Genomic DNA, 16,563 nt, shown 5'->3' with positions numbered 1-16,563 from the left:
ACCCTGGCCATGACCCAACGCGACGTGGTGGTTTGGGGTGGTGGCTGCGGAGGCGTCGCTGCTGCTCTGCAGAGTGCAAGATCAGGAGCTGACACGACACTGTTCACTCCCGGCCCCTGGTTGGGGGGCATGGTGAGTTCGGCAGGAGTCTGCGCCCCGGATGGCCATGAACTGACTTGTTGGCAGACCGGGATCTGGGGCGCATTTCTGCGGCAGCTGGAGTTGGAGGAGCCGAGCGGGCTCGACCAGAACTGGGTGAGTTGTTTCGGATACAGGCCGCAAACGGCCGAACGGATCCTGCAACGCTGGGTGGCTGCCGAGCCCAAGCTGGAGTGGCGTCCCCACAGCAGGCTCGAGCAGGTTCACGGCCAGCAGGGCCGCCTCCATTCCGTGGAGATCCACAGCGCAAATGGTGTCGAGACCTTCTCCGCCGATGTGTTTGTTGACGGCAGTGACCTGGGTGATCTGCTTGCCCTGTCCTCGGCTCCTTTCCGCTGGGGTTGGGAAGCAAAGGAGATCTGGGATGAACCCAGTGCACCCGATCAGTGCAGGCTCGAGAGCGAAGCCTTCTTTCAAGAACAACCCATTCAGTCACCCACCTGGGTGGTGATGGGTCAGTTGCATGGGGATCTCGATCCGCAGCGCGCGGATGCGATCCCGCGGATTCCGTTTGATCAGAGCATCGCCAGCTTCGGCATCGAGAAAACCATCACCTATGGCCGTCTGCCCAGCGGCCTGGTCATGCTGAATTGGCCCCTGGAGGGCAACGACTGGCACAAAGGTCTCGATCGAGCTCTCAGTGCGGATGCCGAGGTTCGTGCAGAGCTGGCTCAAGAGATGCAGGGGCACAGCAAGGATTTCCTCGCGGCGCTGTCGGAATGCAGCGGTGGTTGGATCGCTGCAGGGAACGCTTTTCCAGGTGAAGACCCCAGCCTGGCGTTGATGCCGTACTGGCGGGAAGGTCGGCGGCTGATGGGTCGATCAACGGTCACGGAATGCGACCTCTTGCCGATGTCCAAGGGAGCCCAGCGGGGACCTCTACCGGTTGATGCCCAGGGACGCTGCACCAGCATCGCTGTGGGCACCTACGCCAATGACCATCACTACCCCGGTGAGGACTGGCCCCTCGCACAGAAAAGTGTGCGTTGGGGAGGGCGTTGGAGCGGTACGCCCTTCTGCATCCCCTTCGATGCCTTGATCTCAGAATCGATTCCCAACCTTGTGATGGCGGAGAAAGGCTTCAGCGTCAGCCATATGGCCAATGGGGCAACGCGGTTGCAGCCTTTGATCCTCAATCTGGGCCAGGTGGCGGGTCTTGCAGCGGCCATGGCCGTTCGCCAGGGCTGTGCCGTTGGTGATCTGGCGGTTGATGCCATCCAGTCAGCACTGATCCACGAGCCCCAAGCCCCTGCGGCAGTGCTCCCGATCTGGGACTGGCCGCTTTGGCATCCGCACTGGGTTACAGCTCAGGAGCAGGGCTTGGCTCGACCTGAACACCTGGATGCGAAGGGCTGCCTTTCAGGCCCACGGGCCAGCACGCTCATTCCCCCCGGCGTGAACCAGGCGCCAAACCAGCCTCATGAGGTCGGTCTCAGTGGCGTGCTCACAGGCAACCTTCAGGAGGGCTATCAATTGCAAACCGCAGAAGGACTCTCGCCCCTGATCACGCTGGAACCCGCCATTCACCGCTGGCTTTCCGCCTCGGATCACGCCGGCCAAAGGGTGAGTCTGCGCGGCGTAAAAAATCCATGGGGTCCGTGGGTGCGGATCACAGGGGTTCTGGATCAGGACAACTGAAGCTGCAGCTCACCGCGTACGGGGTCAGCACGACCCACCTTGAGTTCAAGAGCGTCGCCGGGCTCAGCGGCTGTTGCAGTCACACAACCGACCAGATCCATGGCCAGGTCGCTGACATAAACCAGGGCCAATCGATCCTGCGGCCGCAACCAGCGCAGGAATTCGGCCGACCAAACGGTGTTCTGATGCTCAGCGAACCACACCTGCTGCCAGTGGCGTTGATCCTCCCGGCTGATCTGAATGGATTGGCGCAATGGATCATCGAGATCGTCGATCACTTCACCCAGATGCTCTTCATCCATCGGCGCAATCGCCGAAAGCTGGGCAATGATCTGGCGGTGGGCCACGAGATCGGCATAGCGTCGAATCGGTGATGTCGCCTGCACATAGGCCTCAAGCCCGAGGCTGAAATGGGGCATGGGTCGCGTTCCCTGCACGCCACGGCTCAAACAGCGCTTAATCGCCGCATCACGGGCTGGGCCCTCGGGGATTCGATTGAGTTCATCGCTGGAGGGCAGCTCCGCCGCAGGCTGACTGCGGAAGGGCAGTGGCAGGTTGTGCTCTTTCCCAAAGCTGGCCACAACAGCGCCCATCAGCAGCATCGCTTCACTCACCATCAGGCGGGAGGGTGACGGGTCAATCACCTGCAGCGTCAACGTCCCATCGCTGCGGCGGAAGCGGCCCTCGGGTCGGTCGAACATCACGGCCCCTTTGGAGCGGCGCCAGCGCATGCGCTGAATCAAGAGTCGCGAGAGATCCGACAAGGCTTCATCGCCTGGGGGAGCCAACTCGATCAGCTCATCACCATCGGTGTAAGTGAGGCCGTAGCGCGGTCGGATCCAGCTGCGCGCAATCCGTTGTTCCGCCACAGCACCATCATCATCAAGGTGGACGGCCACACTCAAGGCTGCACAACGCTGCCCGGACCGCAGGCTGAGGGGACCGGCTGCCAGCTCAAGAGGGAGCATGGGCATCACACCCTCCGCCAAATACAAACTGGTGGCCCGACGTTTGGCTTCCTGATCGAGGGGGGAGTCAATGCCGATCAGCCGACTGGGATCAGCGATGTGGATCCAGATCCAATCAACGCCGTCACGACGCTCCAGGGAGAGAGCGTCATCAATTTCGCGGGTTCCTGCATCGTCCAGGCTGTAGGTCGCCAGGTGCGTGAGGTCGATGCGTTGCTCATCCCCAGGCAGCTCTTCATTCGACAGAGCAACAAGGCGATTCGCTTCCTCCACCAGATCAGTGGGAAAACGACGAGACCAGACGCTGCCTCTCAAACCAATGGGCTCATTGGGATCGAGCAACCCACGCACGATCAACCATTGCCGCAGATCGGCTGCATCGGATCCGATCGATAAGGGTGCCGACCACTGCTGGAGATCCAGGTCGGAGCCCACCGCCGCGGGATTGTCTTTCAGCAACTGAATCCAGTGGCTGAAGCGCTCATCCCAAACCTGGCCCAGTTCGAGGCGTTCATCGTCGCTGAGGCCTCGCTCCGCCCGCAGCAACACGAGCTGCCGTTTTTCATGCTGTTGCACCTGCCGCTCAGCACGGCGTTGGCGCCGCAGGCTGTCCCGTTCCTCGCAGGGGAGTGGTTGGATCAAGCGGTCTCGACGCCAGCGGAACAACTGTTGGCTTCCATGTAGCCAGGCCCACAGCGCTGCCAGACCGGCGAGATCGAACGGGGTCAACACCAACTCGCCCAGCTCACAAAGGCTCAGTCGAGCCATGCCCCCAGGTTGATCCATTTCCAGCAGCTGCCAGGCCTCGACGACGGCCCGTGCTGATGGCGCGCTGTCCTGCACCTGCTCAGGGCCAGGCAGGTCACATTGTTCGAAGAGATGCTCAGGATCAATGGCAATCAGATCGCGCAGGGGCAGGCCCTGGTCACGACGTTGACCACCAAAAGAAAGAACCGCCTTGCTGCCCTTGATGGACAGAAGACGGCCGAGAAGAGGAGAACCCTTGAGAACAACCGCGACGGTGTCTCCGGGTTGGATGGAATTGTTCAACGCCCGAGGATCAACCTTCGGGGTTCACGAACGGCAGAAGGGCAACGATGCGGGCACGCTTGACGGCGTTGGTGAGATCGCGCTGCTGCTTGGCGGTGAGGCCGGTGAGGCGACGGGGAAGAATTTTGCCGCGTTCGGTGATGAACTTCTTGAGAAGATCCACATCCTTGTAATCGATGGGATCACCGGGTTTGATCGGCGAGAGACGCTTCTTGAAGAAGGAGCTGGACATGACTCAGGAACGGATGGAGGAAAGACGGACCTGCAAGGTCACTTGATCTCCTTATGGAGCGTGGCCTTGTTGCAGTGGGGACAGAACTTTTTGATCTCCAGCCGTTCGGTGGTGTTCCGGCGGTTCTTTTCCGTCGTGTAGCGAGACACGCCGGGTGAACGCTTGGCGGGATTGGACCGGCATTCGGTGCACTCGAGAGTGATCACGATCCGGACGCCCTTGTTCTTGGCCATAAAGGACGTTGCGCCGCAGGTGCGAAGCGAATTGACAAACATCGAGCTTACCCCCTGACCCGACAGGTCCTAAGCAGCTCATCCAGGGGGACTTCCTAAGATCGCGCGCTGTCTGGCTTAGATCCGATGCGGGTATCCATCTCCTGGCTGAAACAGCTGGTCCAGGTGAATGAGTCCGTGGACGATCTCTCCGAGCGCCTGTCGATGGCGGGCTTTGAGGTGGACGACGTTGATGACCTCAGCGCCCGGGCCCAGGGCGTTGTGGTCGGCCACGTGCTGGAGCGGGATAAACACCCCAATGCCGACAAGCTGAGCGTCTGCAGCGTGGATGTCGGAGCTCAGGAGCCAATTCAGATCGTCTGTGGTGCAAGCAACGTTCGTGCCGGCATCCATGTTCCGGTGGCAATGGTCGGAGCCACCCTCCCCGCCGTTGGCTTGACGATCAAAGCCGGCGAATTGCGGGGTGTCGCCAGCAACGGAATGATCTGCTCCCTGACCGAGCTGGGCCTCACGGATCAATCAGACGGCATCGCCATCCTTGATGAGCTTCAGGAATCGCTGCCACCAACCGGGGCGCCTGTGGCACCCCTGCTCGGACTCGACGACACCGTTCTGGAGCTGGCCATCACCGCCAATCGCCCTGACGGCCTCTCAATGGTGGGTATCGCTCGCGAGGTGGCAGCCCTGACCGGTGGCAGCCTGAGCCTTCCCGAGCTGGATCTGAATCCCAGCTCCACTCCGCTGAACACAGAACTGGACGGCTGCTTCTACTCGATCACCAGGATCGAGGGTGTGGATGGCTCCAAGCCCTCACCGAACTGGTTGCAGCAGCGTCTCGAGCGCGGTGGTGTGAAAAGCGTGAATGCCGTGGTCGACGTCACCAATCTGGTGATGCTGGAGCAGGGGCAGCCCCTCCACGCCTTTGACGCCGATGCGCTGGAACAACTAACCGGCCAACCGGTGGATGCGAAGAGCTTTGCTGTCCGTCCCGCTCGCGACGGGGAAATCTTCGTTGGCCTTGATGATCAGAAACGTAGCCTCGACAGCCGTGTTCAGGTCGTCACCTGTCATGACAGGCCTGTGGCCATTGCAGGTGTGCTGGGGAGTCTCGAGAGTGGCGTGACCGCCAAAACCCGGAACATCTGGCTGGAATCCGCCCTGTTTGCTGCGCCGCGGGTTCGCCAGTCCGCCCGGGCCCTGGGCTTGCGCACCGATGCCAGCAGCCGCTTCGAAAAGGGGCTACCTGTTGAAATGACCCTGCCATGTTCGGCCCGTGCCTCGGCCTTGTTGAGTCAGGAGTTTTCCTGTGCTGAGAAGGGCCGTTGGGTGGGCGGCACCGGGCCCGCAGAAGCGGCAGCGGTGCTGTTGCGGCGCAGTGCTCTGCATCAACTGCTTGGACCCCTCGATGCTGCTGATGGCCCGGAGGATCTGGATGACTCCAGCATCGAAAACTGCCTGTCAGCCCTGGGTTGCCAGCTCTCGGCCCATGAACAGGGATGGCAGGTGGTTGCGCCGCCCTCAAGACGGCAAGACCTGCAGCGAGAAGTTGATCTAATCGAGGAAGTGGCCCGACTTGTGGGCTTCGATCGGTTCGAGGCCCATCTACCCGATCCGTTGGAGCCCGGTGCCCTCACACCGCGCCAGCAGGCAGAACGGCGCCTGCGGCAGCTGTTCTGTGCCACTGGGCTGCAAGAGGTCACGACCCTGTCACTCGTTCCTGGTTCAGAGCAAGAACAGCGCATCGCCATCAGCAATCCTTTGCTAGCCGACACAAGCCATCTGCGCACCAACCTCTGGGAAGAGCACCTGCAGATTTGTGTTCGCAATCTGAAGGCATCCCAGCGGGGGTGCTCCGTCTTCGAGATCGGCAACACCTACAGCGGTTCCCCGGAAGCCGTCAGCCAGACCGCCGTTCTGGGTGGGGTGATCTGCGGAGATCGACGCCTCTCCACCTGGGCAACCAGTGGCAAGCCACAGGCACCGGACTATTTCCAGGCCCGTGGCGTTCTGACCAGGGTGATGGAGGCCCTGCAGCTGGAGCTGTCAGACCGTCGTCTGATCGACGATGCACGACTGCATCCGGGTCGGGCCGCCACCCTGGTACTGGAAGGCCGTCCCTTGGGCTGTTTCGGTCAACTTCACCCTGCCGTGGCTGAGGAGCTTGATCTTCCTGAAGCCACCTATCTGTTTGAACTCGATCTGGTGCGACTGCTGGATGCAGCCACCCGCAGCAACCGCTGGACGCCGTCCTTCAAGCCCTACCCAACAGTTCCCTTCAGCGAGCGGGATCTTGCCGTGGTGGTCGACCGATCCAGTGCAGCTGCCGATCTGATCCAAGCCATCCGCAAGGCGGGTAAACCTCTTCTGGAACAGGTGGAACTGGTGGATCGCTTTGAGGGCGAGCAGCTTGGCGACAACAAAGTGAGCCAAGCCTTCCGTCTGCGCTATCGCGGCAAGAATGAAACCCTCACCGACGACAAAATTCAGCCCGTTCACGACAAGGTGCGCGCCGCTTTGAGCAAGCAGTTTCAGGCAGAACTCAGGAGCTGATCCGTTTCAGCAGCGCCAACGACTCAAGGTGCGTTGTCTGGGGGAAGAAGTCCACGGGCTGGAGCATCTCCAGCTCGTAGGGGCCTGATGGGTGGAGCAGTGCTTTCAGATCCCGCGCCTGGGTGGCAGGGTCACAGCTGAGGTAGGCCAGCACGCCAGGGGGGTGCTCAAGGATGCTGTCCACCACGCGACGATCAAGACCCCGGCGCGGTGGATCCAGCACGAGTGCCTGACAGTCCTCCAGCTGAGCAGCGAGGAGGTCTGCCACATCGCCTGCATGAAATGCACAGCGGGAGGAGAGGCCGTTGTGCATGGCATTCAGCCGGGCCTGCTCCACCGAGTCAGGGTTCAGTTCCAGACCTTGAACAACAAAACCGGCTTTGGCCAGGGGCAGGGCAATGGTCCCCACGCCGCAATAGGCATCGACCACACGTCCGCCGGCGCACTGAAGCGAAAGCCAGTCGCTGAGCAGCTGAACAATCCGTTCCGCCTGCGGCGTGTTCACCTGAACAAAGGTGGTGCTGCTGAGGGAGAGCTTGATGCCGCAGAACTTGTCCTCGATCGTGGGAACACCTGCCAGGCAATGGGTGGTTCGACCGAGAACCAGGTTGTTGGCCTTGGGTTGAAGGTTGAGACAGACCCCTTTCACCGCGGGCCAACGCTGCACCCAGCTCTGCGCGAGGTCCTCAAGGCCTCGAAGCTGGGCATGGCTGCTGATCAAGGTGATCAGCACATCGCCAGTGGCGCTGGCCAGACGAAGCCCGAGGTGACGCAGGCCCTGGGCTTCGAGCAGGTCATGGTCGGCCGGCCACCCCCCTGCATCCAGATCTTGCTTGAGTGGTTCCACCAACGCGTCCAGGCGTGGATCGAGCACCGGACAGTGGTTCAGGTTGACGATCTTGTGGGTCTTCGGTCGGAAGTAGCCGGCTTTCAGCCGGCCGTTCTGGTCCCGCTTCAGCGGGATCAGGGCTCTATTGCGGTAACCAAAACAGCGTTCGTCATCAACAAGAGTTGCCGCGGGAGCAACATCAATGCCCCCGATTCGCTGCATGGTCTGTTGAATCTGCTGGGCTTTCCAACGGGTTTGGGCGGGGTCATCCAGGCGTTGCAGGGTGCAACCACCGCAGTCATCGGCAAGGATGCAGGGTGGGCGGCGCCGATCTTCGGAAAACGAGATCTGATCCACCCGTCGGCTCAACCAGCGCGACTTTTGGCGTTGCTGCAGCTGAACCGTGGCGCGCTCCCCCGGCAAGAGATTGGGAACAACAATCACCCAGTTGTTCCAACGGGCCAGACCCTTGCCGTCGCGGTCCAGGTCAACAGCCTCGAGCTCGATGGTGAGCCCCGGCCGAGGTTCACTGCTGTTCGGGCTGTCGACTTTGTCCATGCTCTCGGTTCCCTGCCATTGCAATGGCGTAACACCCGGGCGGTGAAGGGTCTAGTGAACGGGTCGAGACCACTAAACTCCACGAAGCCTGCCCAGTTCCATGAGCGTTGTCCGGGATCTCATCCTCCAGGCCGATGACGATCTGCGGTATCCCACCAGCGGAGAACTCCGCACCATGGTGGATTTCCTCGACCAAGGCGCCATGCGCGTTTCTGTGGTCAAGGTTCTGACCGAGAACGAAAAGAAGATCGTCGACGAATCCGCCAAGCAGCTGTTTGGTCGCAAACCCGAGTACGTCGCCCCTGGCGGCAATGCCTACGGTCAGCGGCAGCGGGCCCAGTGCCTGCGTGACTACAGCTGGTATCTCCGTCTCATCACCTACGGAGTTCTTGCAGGCAGCACCGAAATGATCCAGGAAATCGGGCTGGTGGGAGCGCGCGAGATGTACAACAGCCTCGGTGTTCCGATGCCTGGCATGGTCGAAGCTATGAAGTGCATGAAGGATGCATCCCTATCTCTGCTTTCGGAACAGCAGGTGAAGCTCACGTCTCCCTATTTCGACTTCTTGATTCAGGGCATGCAAACGTCCACCTGATTCAAACCTCAACGTCCTCAAAAGAACCGGGTCTTCGAGCCCGGTTTTTTATTGTCAACCTTTCTCGATTGAGACCATCGACAGGACTAGATACGAGCCTCACCTGGGACTTGCGAGGCATCTATCTAGTCTCAGGGTGACAAGGCAAGACGCCTTCTGAGTCCCGCAGTAATTCCTATACGGTCGGCAAGAGACTGAGCCCCATGCAGGCCTTCGAAGCACCAAAAAGACCAAGCAAAATTGCGTACCTGTGTCTACAGCAGGTACGCAGACCTCAAAGTTCCCAAGAAGACTGCATTTTGGGGATCTCGGATGACCCCTGGACTGGCCGTGGACCGCTTCAAGCGCCTTCATGCAAGGTTTTTTCACGTGAAGAAGAACGTCCTGGGAATATATGAACGCAACAAACAAAACAGGGCATTTTTGGATTCTTGATGAATAGCGCTTGTCTCAGCCAAGACTCACATTGCGGCTCGTTATGTGTCTCAGGCAAGACTTGCGATTGCGTTGGTCAGACTATGGGCCAGGCATTGATCGGAATGAACCATGGCCGCGCGATGGATTGAACGACGGTTTGAGCGGCTGATCTGGAAATTCCGCTTGATCAGCATTGTGCCGGTGGTACTGAGCCTGCTCGGAAGCGTTGGTTGCTTTGTGATTGGGGCGATTGAAGTCTTCAACGCTTTTCTCGTGATCATGCGGCTGCCCTTCAGCACCAAGAGCGTTGCTGCAAAGACAATTGCCCAGATGGTGGGTGGGGTTGATTACTTCGTGATCGGCATTGCCCTGCTGATCTTTGGCTACGGCATCTATGAACTGGTGATCTCAGACCTTGATCCACGCATTGAGGGTGGCGCAGAGCAGCACACCAACATTCTCTCGGTGAACAGCCTGCAAAGCCTGAAAAACAATCTGTCCAATGTGATTGTTGTCGGCCTGATTGTCGCTGCGTTCAAAAAGACCATTGGCTTCGAAGTGAACAACGCCACCGATCTTCTGGCGCTGAGCGGCTCTGTGGTCATGCTGGCCCTGAGCGCTTGGTTGATTGTTCGCAGCCACGGAACAAGCCATGAGTCATAAGGCACACGTCTCAAACAAGACTCATCCCAAGTCTCATAGTGCATCTAGAACGCGATACCTGGTCAACGGTTCCGGTACAGCTCACGCAGCAACCGATAGGCCTCATTGAGTCGTCGCATCGCATCGGTGGAACCACCCGCATCGGGATGTTCTTCAAGGGCCCTTTGTTTGTAGGCCTCCCGAATGGAGCTCAGGGTGACCGAGGTACCTGCTTGCGTTGACAGACCCAACAGCTTCAGAGCCCCGTGAACCGTCATCGTTGATTCAAGGGTTTCGAAGGAGGTGACCTGCCGGCTGCGACGGAAACGGTTTACGAAGCGACGGATCAGGGTCGGCATGCGTTCCGCCAATGAGGACGTGGCAAAGGGATCCTCCAGAGCTCCTGCCACCACCATCACCCGCCCGAGAGATGGATCACTGGAGTCCCACCCGGCACACAGCGTCTCAACGGCTGCATTTGCGGCAGACCAAGTGAATGGACGCCCATCACTCGCATCGGTGGTGGACCAGACATCACGCGCCAACCAGGTCATGGCGGCTTCAATCACTGTTGGGCCCGGAGCTTGGCCATACAGGGACCTCCAGTGCTCTTCAGCAGCAGCACTGGCCTCCTTTAATTCAGCGGGATCCACCGTTGAGACAAGGGGGTCGGTCTGCGGAGATTCCCGTTGCTGAGAAGAGCGAAGAGTCGCTTTGAGCTGACTGGTGCGCTTACTGACGAACCCCGGCAGATCGATGCCCGAGGAACCACCCCCAGAGGAAAGCCCAGACGCTGAGGTTGGAGTTTCTTCAATGTCTTCCGGATGGTTGCCCGTTGAGATCAGAACGAGACTGGTGACCTCATCGGACCTGCTGGTGGACGCTGGTTCTGCATCGTCCTTCAGGGGAGTGACCTCAGGATCCGAAGCTGAATCGCCAGGGTCGATCAGATCCTGCAACAACATTTCGAGCACGCGCCCACGGGAACGTGCTCCGTATTCACCCTTGAGCTGGTCAATCAACGCGACCATGGGCTCTGACATCTCCACGGAGATGCGTTGACGTTTTGAGTCCTCGCCGCTCAAAAGTTCAATCCACCTTCGGGAAGGTTATCGGCCCTGAAGCTGCAGCAACCATTGCTGTTGAGATCGAATCAACTCGCCGTAGCGCGGTGTGGTGACGGGGACCACCGCAGGCATCACAGGAGCTGGCTTCCCAGGAGCAGGATTCACAACAATGGGCTTTGTCTCAGGAGGTGGGGGAGCGGTTTTCGGTCCCACCTTCCTTGATTTGGTGTCCGCAATTTTTAACTGGGCGTTTCGCTGCTGTTGCTGGCGGCGATGAAGCACGGCCAGCTGCTGAACGGGAACAACACTGAGGAGATGGCCTGGGGTGGCATCGGCCGGGTAAACCAGACTCACCTTCACCGCCTTGCGAGTACCAGGCGCCAGGTTGAGATCAGCCAGGGCAAGACTCTCGCCTGAGCGCATGCCAACGTGAACTTCTTGAAGGGTTCGATCCTGAGCAATCTGCAGCGAACCACGAAAGGCAGTGAAGGTCTTCTTGCCAGACACAACCGGGTGACTGAGCACGAGTTGATGAGGCCCTGTACCCGAAACATTCAGGGTCACGTCGTAGCGAACCCCATAGGTTCCAACGTTATTAAGAGCAGAATCGATCATCCGTGTGGTCAACGGATTGACCTGAACATCGCTGGTGCCGAAGTGATGCCGCTTCGTGCTGGTTAAGGGCACATGTAGTGGACCCTGGTCGAGGTCATGGCTGATCTCTGCCTTGTAAGCATCGCCAAGGGCAACGCCGGCCACCCGTGAGAAGACGCGACCCAGCTGAATCTCTCGAATCCGATTCAAGTAAATCCGCCCCGGGGCCAGACGCCCTGATTGCAGAACCGCAAAGAGATCTGAATCCTGAGCTGTTTGCTCAGCAGCAACAACAGCCATCGTGAACGGACCACTGCTGCGTCCCTTCAACAGGCCGTTGGCAATGCCACGGGCGGGGAGAACAGTGCGCACCACAACACGACGTCCTCCTGCAGGGATCACGACGCGTTCGGGCAACTTGCGATCCAGTTCTCCGCGAAGCAGTTGAACGGCGGTGGCATCGCCAGGACCGGTGTTCCATGGGCGCTTCCCGAGGGGTTTGACCCCCATCAAGCGATTCGGGTGATACGGCGCTTCAAAACTATTTTTGACCGAACCACGGTCGAAATCCAGCGTGATCGGCGTCGATCCTGGATTCGTCGCGATCAGAGCCAAGGTCATCAAGCCCCGGGATCGTCGTCCCCCGAGCTTTGCCTGGTCTTGGGGGTAGTACTTGTGATGCATATGAACGCCGAACTCACCATTGAAGGTGTAGGCGGCGTTGCGAAGAGGCTGGTTCGACTCTGCTGCTACAGCAGAACCGGCAGCGGTGTTCACCAGGATTCCAGGTCCGGTGACGATCTCCGGTTGATTGGAATGCAGCACAGGGACGTTATTGAACGTTCCGTTGAGGGGGCGTGCGCGCTGACCAGCCATCAAGGCGACGTAAGCGTCAGCACGGCACTGCAATCCAAACTCAAGACCAGCAAGCGAGACACAGGTCAAGACCAATACCGGGACTCGCCTGAGACTCATGCGGCTTGCTGTTGTGGTGTTCGCAAGGACGTCGACACCACGGTGTGACTGTCGTGAGCCCACACCGTAGTTCCACCTTCTGCCACAGCCAAGTGATTGGAGAGTCGCACCAGACGTGGAAATCCGTCAGGATTCATGGGATTCGACCCGCTGACATGCTTCCTCCTTTCTGCTGCAGCACCAGCACCGATCACACGGCCCTGCGCCGCCAGCATCAGGAACGGAAGTTGTCGATGCTGCGGTTCTGGCGTGATGGTGCAGAACGGCAGCTGTCGGCCCTCAATGCCGCCATCAAAACGCTCCAAGAACAAATGGATCGCGACGCTCAGGCGTCCAGCTGAACAGCGTTCAACTCTCTCGAAAGGCTATTGAGGCCGCGTTTAACCCGACGCTGAACAGTCATCGCTGAAATCCCGAGCTGTTGAGCTGTTTGCCTCAGACTCATCCCATCGATGACGACCATCTGCAGGGCGCATTGGTCGTCTTTCTCAAGTTTGCGGAAAAGCCTTTTCACCCTGCTCCAGGCTTCCGAGCGTTCAAGCAACTCGATTCCTTCCAGCGTTTCATTGAGCAGATCGTCGTTGAATTCCACCCAGTTCTGCTTGTTGCGGTAATGGTCAACCACCAGGGCATCGGCTGGGCTCAGAACAGAGCCTCCGGAGCTGCGCATCATCCGCATGGCCCGTTCTTCAACGGCCCTTGGGAGTCGAATCAAACCGACTCTGTCACGAAGAAAATGAAGAATGGCTCCTCGAATGTGCGGCTTGGCGAAGCTGGGAAATGGTGCCCCCCGTTGAGCGTCGTAGCGGTTGCAGGCCTTGATCAGTCCCAGACATCCCACTTGCAGGAGATCGTCATTTTCTAGGCCTGTCTGCTGAGCGTAATGACGGGCAATGGGTCGAACCAGATGCAGGTTGTCCTGGATCTGAAGATTTCGACGCTTGAGGCAGGTCTTGTCCAATGGATGGTGATGAGTGCACCTACAGCCTTGGCAGAGACAAGCCAGCCACGGCATCCGTGGCACCACTGCACTAATGCGTCGTTGGTGACGTCTTTGTCACGGAGCTTTGCTTCACCCGTCAGCGTCAACAACGGCTTGAAGCAGGGCCTCCGGTCCTGAACGCTGAATCCATTGCCGATCGGAGGCCTCGGTACTCAACAAGGATCCGGCGAAGCCGAGAGCATTGACGCTGAAACCACGTATCCCCTCCCTTCTGCGGCGAACGATGGCCATCCACTGCCTTGAGAGCAGCAGGTTGTAGGCCCCCCGGGGGCAGTCGTCGGTGGTGGGGTGTCCGAGACCGAGGTCATCTGCAAGAGCGAGATAGAGCTCTTGAAGCGTTTCACCCGTCAGGATTGAACTGATCGCTGCGACCCGTGAACTGCGCAACAGAGGATCCTGAGCAGACATGGTTGTGTTCTGAGCACAGCGTCGAAACCAATCGTCCCGAGCACAGATGCGCTCCCCTGCTGCACGGGGTAACAACTGCAGATGCCGGTGCGGCTGACTCGCACCGGCATCAGGACCACTGTTGAAAAACCAAAGCCCCGTCGTCGTCGCATCAATCCGGGCGAGGGACCGCCAATCCTCCATGGACAACCAACCGGTCTGGGGTTGCCAGTCCTGGGTGATGAGCAACATGTGGGAGGTCTGAACTGGATATTTGTTCAGGATCACGACGTGGGAATCACCAATCCGATCAACCTCCAGACGTTGATCCCAGGGGAGAAATGGATTCGGCTTTGGACCAGAAGCTCGAAGGTGCTTTGGTGTGGCGCTGAGGAGATGCCGTAACTCAAAGCGGCTTCCTCCATCCCCCATGAGGTGGGTCAACGTGGTGTCGAGCGGCACCAGCGCTCCGGATGCACTCGCTGCAACCGTGACCTCCGTCGCTTTTCGAAGCAGTTCACTGGTCATGCCAAGTCAACCGTGCCAGCGAGGCTCCTGCGTAGTACCTGCCGAGGATGGCATTGAAGGGCAGTCCCTGGCGGGCCAGTTGCTGTGCCCCGGTTTGACTCATGCTGGCGCCGAGATGGCCATGGGCTTCAGCACTGACTTGCGCGTTTGACGCATAAAGGCTCTCCACAATGCCACCGCTGTAACTCAGGATCATTCCCCGAGTCTCCCGAGTGGCTGAATGACTCGCCTGTGTGGTGCTCTTCTCCCCTGCGAACACCTGCCAACGGGTTGTGTCCCCGAGGTGATAAGCGGTTGTTGCGGGTCTGGCGAGATGCGCCATCGCATAGGAGCGAGCTGCAACAGCTTGTGCCTTCAGGGCTTCCTGATGCCACTGGCTCGGCATTTCGGCGCCAACCACTGAGGCCACATAGGTTTCCAGGTCAAGGGAGACCACAGGGAGCCAAGCACCTTGGCTTTTGACCAGTGATACATCGCCTCGATAGTGGTGCTGGTTGATCTGAACAGGCCCGCCTGAGCAGTGAATCTCCTGTGGGGTGGATGAAGCAATCCTTTTCCCCAGCTGTTGAGAAGGAATCACAGAGCCGTTTTGGTTGCGACACAGCACGTTGGGGCCTGGCCGGAAGGCTGTGATGGGACTCTGGCTGACCAAACCGACGCGGATCTCCAGAGGCACGTGATCAGCAACCGGCGGCACCTTGGGCAATACACCCGAACCAACGGTTGAATCGGTCTCGAGCAGCTCAAGCAGTCTTGAGGGGGGCTGATCAAGCCGCTGAGCGAGTGGCCGAGCCAACCAGCCGATCAAAGCGGCCATGAGCAGGCTTCCGAGCACGGCAGGGGGCCAGAAGTAACGGTGAAGCGGCACCAGAACTGCTCAACAGAGCCTCCAGCCGATGATGCCTGATTTCCGCTAGACGGTCTCCACTCCGCAGCAAGATCACATGGTCGAAGCAGCCTCGACCGACTGGATTGGCCTGGCCCTGGTGGTTGGCCCCGGTGGGATCGGATCAGCAGTGGCGGCGGAACTAAAGCAGTGCTGCCCTGATCTGAAGGTGCTGACGGCCGGACGTCATGGACCGCCCGAATCCTCACTGCAGCTTGACCTCGAAAACGACAGCGATCTGGATCGATTGAACACGAGCTTGCGTGCGGAGGGCCTGCCGCTTCGTTTGGTGTTCAACTGCAGCGGCCGTCTGCATGGGCCTGAACTTCAACCGGAAAAACGTCTTCAACAGGTCGAACGCTCCCAGTTGGAGCAGCAATTCGGGATCAATGCCATGGCTCCGATCCTCCTGGCCAAAGCGATTGAACCTCTGCTGCAAAGGGATCAACCCTTTCACTTTGCGAGCCTCAGCGCTCGCGTGGGCAGCATCGGCGACAACCGCACCGGGGGCTGGTACGGCTACAGAGCGGCCAAGGCGGCTCAGAACCAACTGCTCCGCTGTCTGAGCATTGAATGGGCCCGCCGCTGGCCGTTGGCCACCGTGAGCCTGCTTCATCCCGGCACGACGGACACAGCCCTGTCTCGTCCGTTCCAGAGCTTCGTGGCACCGGACAAGTTGTTCTCACCCGAACGGGCCGCTCAGCAGTTGGTGGCGGTATTGCTGCAACAGACCCCAGAACAGTCAGGGGCTTTTCTCGCCTGGGACGGTCAGTCGATCGATTGGTGAGCGTGCTGCTTCAGCTGCTCAAGGCTGACCACGGTCAGGGCCGTGTCTTCCGTTGCTTCCAAGCGCACCAACGGCGCGACGCCATCTTCGTAGGCCTGCTTCCAGCGCGGCGCACAGACGCACCAGTGGTCCCCCGGTTGCAAGCCCGGGAACTGAAAGGCGGGCATCGGAGTGGTCAGGTCATTGCCCTGGGCCTTGCTGTAATTGAGAAATTGCTCGGTCATCACGCAACAGATGCTGTGCTGGCCGAGATCGGATGGATCGGTTTGGCAGAGACCATTGCGGTACCAACCCGTCATCGGCTCGCAACTGCAACTTTGCAGTAGGTCGCCAAGAACGTTCCTGGCCTGCGGAAATTCGGGGCTATTGCTGGACATCTGAGCGCTGAATTAAGGGGGAGTCTGCCCAAGGACTGGCACATTTTGACTTCAGACGGTTGACGAACCCCTGGGGGAGCGGGTTAAA

16 protein-coding genes are annotated in these 16,563 nt (G+C 59.4%); 6 read left to right on the top strand and 10 right to left on the bottom strand.

Going from position 1 to position 16,563, the window contains the following annotated elements; genetic code table 11:
- Nucleotides 1-9 precede the first annotated feature (9 nt).
- A complete protein-coding gene (locus tag FZZ90_RS00815) occupies nucleotides 10-1,797 on the top strand; it encodes an FAD-dependent oxidoreductase (protein WP_226423897.1) in 1,788 nt (595 codons plus the stop codon).
- Here the strand turns inward: FZZ90_RS00815 and FZZ90_RS00810 are convergent.
- From FZZ90_RS00810 to rpmG, 3 genes are read right to left on the bottom strand one after another with little or no spacing between them, the layout of a single operon-like run.
- The gene (locus tag FZZ90_RS00810) at nucleotides 1,785-3,815 is read right to left on the bottom strand and encodes a ribonuclease catalytic domain-containing protein (protein WP_226423896.1); all 2,031 of its coding nucleotides are present in this window, start codon (nucleotides 3,813-3,815) and stop codon (nucleotides 1,785-1,787) included. The two genes, FZZ90_RS00815 and FZZ90_RS00810, sit on opposite strands and share 13 nt — an antisense overlap.
- A 10-nt stretch (nucleotides 3,816-3,825) precedes the next feature.
- Entirely contained in the window at nucleotides 3,826-4,047 is a 222-nt protein-coding gene (rpsR, locus tag FZZ90_RS00805) for a 30S ribosomal protein S18 (protein ID WP_006041316.1), read from the bottom strand.
- A 38-nt stretch (nucleotides 4,048-4,085) separates the two neighbouring features.
- Nucleotides 4,086-4,280: a 50S ribosomal protein L33 gene (gene rpmG / locus FZZ90_RS00800; RefSeq protein ID WP_186572289.1), complete on the bottom strand. Its 195-nt coding sequence runs from the start codon at nucleotides 4,278-4,280 to the stop codon at nucleotides 4,086-4,088.
- Nucleotides 4,281-4,406: 126 nt separating this feature from the next.
- Between rpmG and pheT the strand changes: the two genes are divergently transcribed.
- Nucleotides 4,407-6,830: a phenylalanine--tRNA ligase subunit beta gene (gene pheT / locus FZZ90_RS00795; RefSeq protein ID WP_226423895.1), complete on the top strand. Its 2,424-nt coding sequence runs from the start codon at nucleotides 4,407-4,409 to the stop codon at nucleotides 6,828-6,830.
- Here pheT and rlmD read toward each other — a convergent pair.
- A complete protein-coding gene (gene rlmD / locus FZZ90_RS00790; protein WP_226423894.1) occupies nucleotides 6,820-8,217 on the bottom strand; it encodes a 23S rRNA (uracil(1939)-C(5))-methyltransferase RlmD in 1,398 nt (465 codons plus the stop codon). The two genes, pheT and rlmD, sit on opposite strands and share 11 nt — an antisense overlap.
- Nucleotides 8,218-8,317: 100 nt before the next feature.
- Between rlmD and FZZ90_RS00785 the strand changes: the two genes are divergently transcribed.
- The gene (locus tag FZZ90_RS00785) at nucleotides 8,318-8,812 is read left to right on the top strand and encodes an allophycocyanin subunit alpha-B (protein ID WP_226423893.1); all 495 of its coding nucleotides are present in this window, start codon (nucleotides 8,318-8,320) and stop codon (nucleotides 8,810-8,812) included.
- A 546-nt stretch (nucleotides 8,813-9,358) separates the two neighbouring features.
- Nucleotides 9,359-9,892, top strand: a complete 534-nt coding sequence (locus tag FZZ90_RS00780; RefSeq protein WP_226423892.1) for a YqhA family protein — start codon at nucleotides 9,359-9,361, stop codon at nucleotides 9,890-9,892.
- Between the two features lie 62 nt (nucleotides 9,893-9,954).
- On the opposite strand, the gene FZZ90_RS00775 is transcribed toward FZZ90_RS00780, so the two are convergent.
- Nucleotides 9,955-10,902, bottom strand: coding sequence for a molecular chaperone DnaJ (locus tag FZZ90_RS00775; protein WP_226423891.1), 948 nt, complete (start codon nucleotides 10,900-10,902; stop codon nucleotides 9,955-9,957).
- Nucleotides 10,903-10,980: 78 nt separating this feature from the next.
- Nucleotides 10,981-12,507 carry a DUF3370 family protein gene (locus FZZ90_RS00770; RefSeq protein WP_226423890.1) on the bottom strand — a complete coding sequence of 509 codons (1,527 nt, stop codon included), beginning with the start codon at nucleotides 12,505-12,507 and terminating at the stop codon, nucleotides 10,981-10,983.
- Nucleotides 12,508-12,662: 155 nt separating this feature from the next.
- On the opposite strand from FZZ90_RS00770, the gene FZZ90_RS00765 reads away from it, so the two are divergent.
- Entirely contained in the window at nucleotides 12,663-12,848 is a 186-nt protein-coding gene (locus tag FZZ90_RS00765) for a hypothetical protein (RefSeq protein ID WP_226423889.1), read from the top strand.
- Here the strand turns inward: FZZ90_RS00765 and FZZ90_RS00760 are convergent.
- The 3 genes from FZZ90_RS00760 to FZZ90_RS00750 form a co-directional block, all read right to left on the bottom strand.
- Nucleotides 12,833-13,468, bottom strand: coding sequence for a sigma-70 family RNA polymerase sigma factor (locus tag FZZ90_RS00760; RefSeq protein WP_226423888.1), 636 nt, complete (start codon nucleotides 13,466-13,468; stop codon nucleotides 12,833-12,835). The genes FZZ90_RS00765 and FZZ90_RS00760 overlap by 16 nt on opposite strands.
- A gap of 111 nt (nucleotides 13,469-13,579) precedes the next feature.
- A complete protein-coding gene (locus FZZ90_RS00755; protein ID WP_226423887.1) occupies nucleotides 13,580-14,425 on the bottom strand; it encodes a DUF4922 domain-containing protein in 846 nt (281 codons plus the stop codon).
- On the bottom strand, nucleotides 14,415-15,293 hold the full coding sequence (locus FZZ90_RS00750) for a SpoIID/LytB domain-containing protein (RefSeq protein ID WP_226423886.1): 879 nt from the start codon (nucleotides 15,291-15,293) through the stop codon (nucleotides 14,415-14,417). Before FZZ90_RS00750 ends, FZZ90_RS00755 begins: the two co-directional genes overlap by 11 nt.
- Before the next feature lie 76 nt (nucleotides 15,294-15,369).
- Here FZZ90_RS00750 and FZZ90_RS00745 point away from each other — a divergent pair, with 76 nt between their 5' ends.
- Nucleotides 15,370-16,098 (top strand): SDR family NAD(P)-dependent oxidoreductase, encoded by a 729-nt coding sequence (locus FZZ90_RS00745; RefSeq protein WP_226423885.1) that lies wholly within the window; start codon nucleotides 15,370-15,372, stop codon nucleotides 16,096-16,098.
- Here FZZ90_RS00745 and FZZ90_RS00740 read toward each other — a convergent pair.
- Complete coding sequence (locus tag FZZ90_RS00740) at nucleotides 16,080-16,475, bottom strand: DUF2237 family protein (RefSeq protein ID WP_226423884.1); 396 nt, start codon at nucleotides 16,473-16,475, stop codon at nucleotides 16,080-16,082. The genes FZZ90_RS00745 and FZZ90_RS00740 overlap by 19 nt on opposite strands.
- Nucleotides 16,476-16,563 lie beyond the last annotated feature (88 nt).

The sequence above is a fragment of the Synechococcus sp. MU1617 genome, assembly GCF_020514235.1.
Classification (GTDB): Bacteria; Cyanobacteriota; Cyanobacteriia; order PCC-6307; family Cyanobiaceae; genus Parasynechococcus.
Note: the sequence above shows the minus strand (reverse complement) of the source record. Positions and strands in the feature narration are given on the sequence as shown.

Bases quoted from the DNA above. Each gene is read 5' to 3' on its own strand.
- FZZ90_RS00815 (WP_226423897.1), top strand. From the start codon at position 10: ATGACCCAACGCGACGTGGTGGTTTGGGGTGGTGGCTGCGGAGGCGTC.
- FZZ90_RS00785 (WP_226423893.1), top strand. From the start codon at position 8,318: ATGAGCGTTGTCCGGGATCTCATCCTCCAGGCCGATGACGATCTGCGG.
- pheT (WP_226423895.1), top strand. From the start codon at position 4,407: ATGCGGGTATCCATCTCCTGGCTGAAACAGCTGGTCCAGGTGAATGAG.
- FZZ90_RS00755 (WP_226423887.1), bottom strand. From the start codon at position 14,425: ATGACCAGTGAACTGCTTCGAAAAGCGACGGAGGTCACGGTTGCAGCG.
- rpmG (WP_186572289.1), bottom strand. From the start codon at position 4,280: ATGGCCAAGAACAAGGGCGTCCGGATCGTGATCACTCTCGAGTGCACC.
- FZZ90_RS00780 (WP_226423892.1), top strand. From the start codon at position 9,359: ATGGCCGCGCGATGGATTGAACGACGGTTTGAGCGGCTGATCTGGAAA.
- rlmD (WP_226423894.1), bottom strand. From the start codon at position 8,217: ATGGACAAAGTCGACAGCCCGAACAGCAGTGAACCTCGGCCGGGGCTC.
- rpsR (WP_006041316.1), bottom strand. From the start codon at position 4,047: ATGTCCAGCTCCTTCTTCAAGAAGCGTCTCTCGCCGATCAAACCCGGT.
- FZZ90_RS00770 (WP_226423890.1), bottom strand. From the start codon at position 12,507: ATGAGTCTCAGGCGAGTCCCGGTATTGGTCTTGACCTGTGTCTCGCTT.
- FZZ90_RS00740 (WP_226423884.1), bottom strand. From the start codon at position 16,475: ATGTCCAGCAATAGCCCCGAATTTCCGCAGGCCAGGAACGTTCTTGGC.
- FZZ90_RS00765 (WP_226423889.1), top strand. From the start codon at position 12,663: ATGCTTCCTCCTTTCTGCTGCAGCACCAGCACCGATCACACGGCCCTG.
- FZZ90_RS00745 (WP_226423885.1), top strand. From the start codon at position 15,370: ATGGTCGAAGCAGCCTCGACCGACTGGATTGGCCTGGCCCTGGTGGTT.
- FZZ90_RS00775 (WP_226423891.1), bottom strand. From the start codon at position 10,902: ATGGTCGCGTTGATTGACCAGCTCAAGGGTGAATACGGAGCACGTTCC.